Here is a 3,260-nt window from a genome sequence, read left to right as displayed (position 1 = left end):
GCAGTATCTCTATGGCCCCAGACCTTATCAGTCTCCTTATATCGCTCCTAGTTATCGCTTCCTGTATGAGCTCTATCTTCTCAGGGTTTATCCTAACCCTGTCTAAGCCGACACCAGCCACCTTGGCAGCCAGCCTCTTCTGGTAATCCAGTTTCACTTGCATCACCTCTCTAGTTGGCTAGGGTGAGTCCCAGTCTCCGCGCCTCCTCCCTTATGGCGGCCCTCTTCCTTCCCCCCACGGTACCCGCTATGTAGATTACAGCTTCGTTACCGTACTCCTCGGCCACGCTCCTCAGCTCTTTCACATTGTGCACTATAACGGGCTTCCTGCCCGAGGGATGAAGGCCCCTGATCTCATCAGGATTCTTGTATCCGATCACCGGTTGCTTGGGCCTGCTCTTCAGCTTCAGCCTCTGCTTGTTATCTATCCCCCGAGGTTTCCTCCAGCTCTTGACAGCGCCCAACCTCCAGTATCTAGCTAGGTTCAGGAACCTAGGTTTTTCCTTCTTCAATCTCTGTAAGAGAATCCTATTTTCCTCCACTCTCGACTCAGTCATTTCACTTCACCACGTAGATACCGTCCATCAACACCCTCGGATCCTTAGCCTTTATTCTAGTGGCCTGCCTGATGTTGGCCGCCGTCTGCCCGACATCCTCCTTTGATATGCCCTCAATATATATCCTGTCCCCTTCAACCCTCACCTTAGTATCCCCGACGATCTTAGCGTATCTGGGAGCCTTCTCCCCGAGGAAGTTATTTATCACGACGAGTTTCCTCTTCTCGTCTACCTCGACCTTCATCGGGAAGTGGGCGTACACTATTATCATCTCCTTGGAGAAGCCTTCGGTGACCCCCTTCATCATGTTCTTGATGTGGGCCGCTACTGTCCCCAAGTAAGCATAATGGAACTTCCTCTTACCGTAGACTCTCACCTTGACCTTGTCTCCCTCTTTAACGATCTCCACCAATTCCTCGTGGAACTTCTTCTCGAGCCTACCCTTTGGGCCCTTGACCACGACCTTGGAACCATCCACCTCCACGTCAACACCCTCTACCACAGGGACCTCAATCTCCTGAGCTTGAGTGACCACTCTAGGGAACCTGCCCATCTCCATCACCTCAGTATCAGTAGCAGTAAGCGAGGAGGACCCCTCCAATTCCCCTTTTCTTCGCCTCCCTGTGACTCATGATTCCCTGGTTGGTGGAGACTATTATGACCCCTACGTTCTCTGCTGGCAAGTACATCTTCTCCCAGTACAGGAACTCATCTTTCTTCACCGAGAACCTCGGTTTTATGACTCCCGCCTTGTTTATCCTTCCCTTCAACCTGACCCTGTACTTCCCGGCCCTTCCATCGTCTATGTACTCGAACTCCTCAACGTAGCCCTCCTCTTGGAGTATCCTGAGCACCTTTCCTATGAGCTTGGAAGCTATGTTTATGACGGTCTCCCTCTTTCCGACCCTAGAGGCATTGGTCAGGGTACTCATAGCGTCGGCCAATGGATCTAGCCTCGTCATCAGCGACCACCTCACTCGTACTTCTTCCATCCCATGAGGGGAGCCACTTCCAAGAAGCACTGCCTGCAGAGGTAGAGACCGTACTTCCGGATTATGCCTCTCCCCACTCTCCCGCATCTCCTGCACACGTAAGCGCCCTTTCCCTTGATCCTCACCTTTCTCCTCGGCTTCGCCATTTTACCCCCTCACCTCACTCGCTATCGGACACCACCTTCAGCCTTAAGTACTTTTCCGCGAAGGCCATGGACTCTTCCCTAGTCAGCCTGTGCCTCCTAGGTATCCTTGCGCGCTTTATCCTCCTCTTAGCTACTCTGTAGCCAGCCCTCCCCATGGTCACGATGACGTCCATGCCGAAGATCCCTATGTCGGCCTTGTACCTAACCCCGGGGATCTCTATGTGCTCCTTTATACCGAAGGCGAAGTTACCGAACTCATCAAAGGCGCTGGCTCTGATTCTCCTATCAACCGCATCAGCCACCCTGTCCAGCAATTCCAGAGCCTTCTTACCCCTGACAGTCACTGTGACGGCTATGGGCTCCCTTTTCCTTATTCCGAACTCTCTGATGGTCCTCTTAGCTCTTCTCTGGACGGGTTTCTGTCCGGTAAGTTCCTCAAGCACCTTACCGGCCCTCAGGAGTACCTCCCCGCTCCTGCCGACGGCTATGTTCAGGGTCACTGCCATTACCTTTGGCATGAGCATGGGGTTGCTCTTCCATCTCTCCTCTATGGCGTCAGCCAGCTCAACAGTCATGGAATCACCTCACCTTTATGGCTGGTTTCTCCCTCCCGACGACCAGCACATTCTCCGAGGTTCCCCTGTATATCAGGTTGGGATCCTCCAAGTCCTGCAGCTCGATGAACTCCGCCAACTCCTTTATGGTGCCTATGTGACCCGCCATCCTCCCTCTGATCATGGCGGCAACAGCTCCCACCTCAAGCGGGAAGATCTGCTTTATCTCCTGTGATGGTACCTCTATCAGTAGAGAGTGGCCGACCCTGATCGATTTAGCCGTGTCCGAATCAGGCCCCAGCAGGAAGTTCCTCCCGTCATGGGTGGTCAGCTGTATCTTCCCTCCCCTAACAGTCCTCTTACCCATCACCTTGACGATCTTGAGGTTCGATTCTGCCTCGGGTATCTCCACAAGCCTCAGGAACTTGAAGGGATCAGGAACTATTCTGTAATGCTTACCCAAGTCCGGTATTGAGATCACATCCATTAGACCCACTTGGTACTTGTAATCGTACCTAGGCTTGCCGTCCACCCAGATCTTCTTCATGAAGATGATCCTCTTGGCCTCTCTAGCCGTGGTGGCCAGCTCCAAGATGTCCCTGACCACTACGAGTAGAGGGAACCCCTGCTCCATGGGATGGGGGCCCGGTCTCGGCTTCACCACCCAGACCTTTTCCCGCTTGGCTATAGGCCAGTAGCCAGGAGCCGCAAGTCTCTTTAGATGCCTGCTTCCTCCCATCCTCCCCATAATCACTCATCTCCCTATCCTTCAGATTCCACATCCAGTGCGCTCTGGCTCTCTTGGGTCTCTACTCCTTCAGTCTCGGCTCCTGATTTAGTTTCCATCTCTATTCTTGTCTCTTCCTCGCCCTCCTTAGGAGTTCCCTCCTCTACCTGCCCTTCTTTCTCTTCAGGCATCTCCTTTTCCTCGATAGTCTCCTCCATCTCCTCCTCGGCTACTCCCTTCCTCTCTAGTATCTTTGTCCTAGCATCATCCTTGAGGTCAAGCTT

The 3,260-nt window shown here is 53.1% G+C and carries 7 protein-coding genes; all 7 read right to left on the bottom strand.

Annotation, left to right across the window (positions count from 1 at the left end):
• Nucleotides 1-170 precede the first annotated feature (170 nt).
• On the bottom strand, nt 171-557 hold the full coding sequence (locus tag QI197_07880; GenBank protein MDK2373277.1) for an eL32 family ribosomal protein: 387 nt from the start codon (nt 555-557) through the stop codon (nt 171-173).
• Between the two features lies 1 nt (nt 558).
• Nucleotides 559-1,110, bottom strand: a complete 552-nt coding sequence (locus QI197_07875) for a 50S ribosomal protein L6 (GenBank protein ID MDK2373276.1) — start codon at nt 1,108-1,110, stop codon at nt 559-561.
• 16 nt (nt 1,111-1,126) lie between these two features.
• The gene (locus QI197_07870; GenBank protein MDK2373275.1) at nt 1,127-1,519 is read right to left on the bottom strand and encodes a 30S ribosomal protein S8; all 393 of its coding nucleotides are present in this window, start codon (nt 1,517-1,519) and stop codon (nt 1,127-1,129) included.
• An 11-nt stretch (nt 1,520-1,530) separates the two neighbouring features.
• A complete protein-coding gene (locus tag QI197_07865) occupies nt 1,531-1,695 on the bottom strand; it encodes a 30S ribosomal protein S14 (GenBank protein ID MDK2373274.1) in 165 nt (54 codons plus the stop codon).
• Nucleotides 1,696-1,709: 14 nt separating this feature from the next.
• A complete protein-coding gene (locus QI197_07860; GenBank protein MDK2373273.1) occupies nt 1,710-2,270 on the bottom strand; it encodes a 50S ribosomal protein L5 in 561 nt (186 codons plus the stop codon).
• 4 nt (nt 2,271-2,274) lie between these two features.
• Nucleotides 2,275-2,997 carry a 30S ribosomal protein S4e gene (locus tag QI197_07855; GenBank protein MDK2373272.1) on the bottom strand — a complete coding sequence of 241 codons (723 nt, stop codon included), beginning with the start codon at nt 2,995-2,997 and terminating at the stop codon, nt 2,275-2,277.
• Between the two features lie 14 nt (nt 2,998-3,011).
• Nucleotides 3,012-3,260, bottom strand: a 249-nt coding sequence (locus QI197_07850) for a hypothetical protein (GenBank protein MDK2373271.1), incomplete at its 5' end; no start/stop codon positions are given.

It is taken from the genome of Thermoproteota archaeon, from assembly GCA_030130125.1.
GTDB lineage: Archaea > Korarchaeota > Korarchaeia > Korarchaeales > Korarchaeaceae > Korarchaeum.
This window is presented reverse-complemented; position numbering and strand designations above follow the sequence as displayed.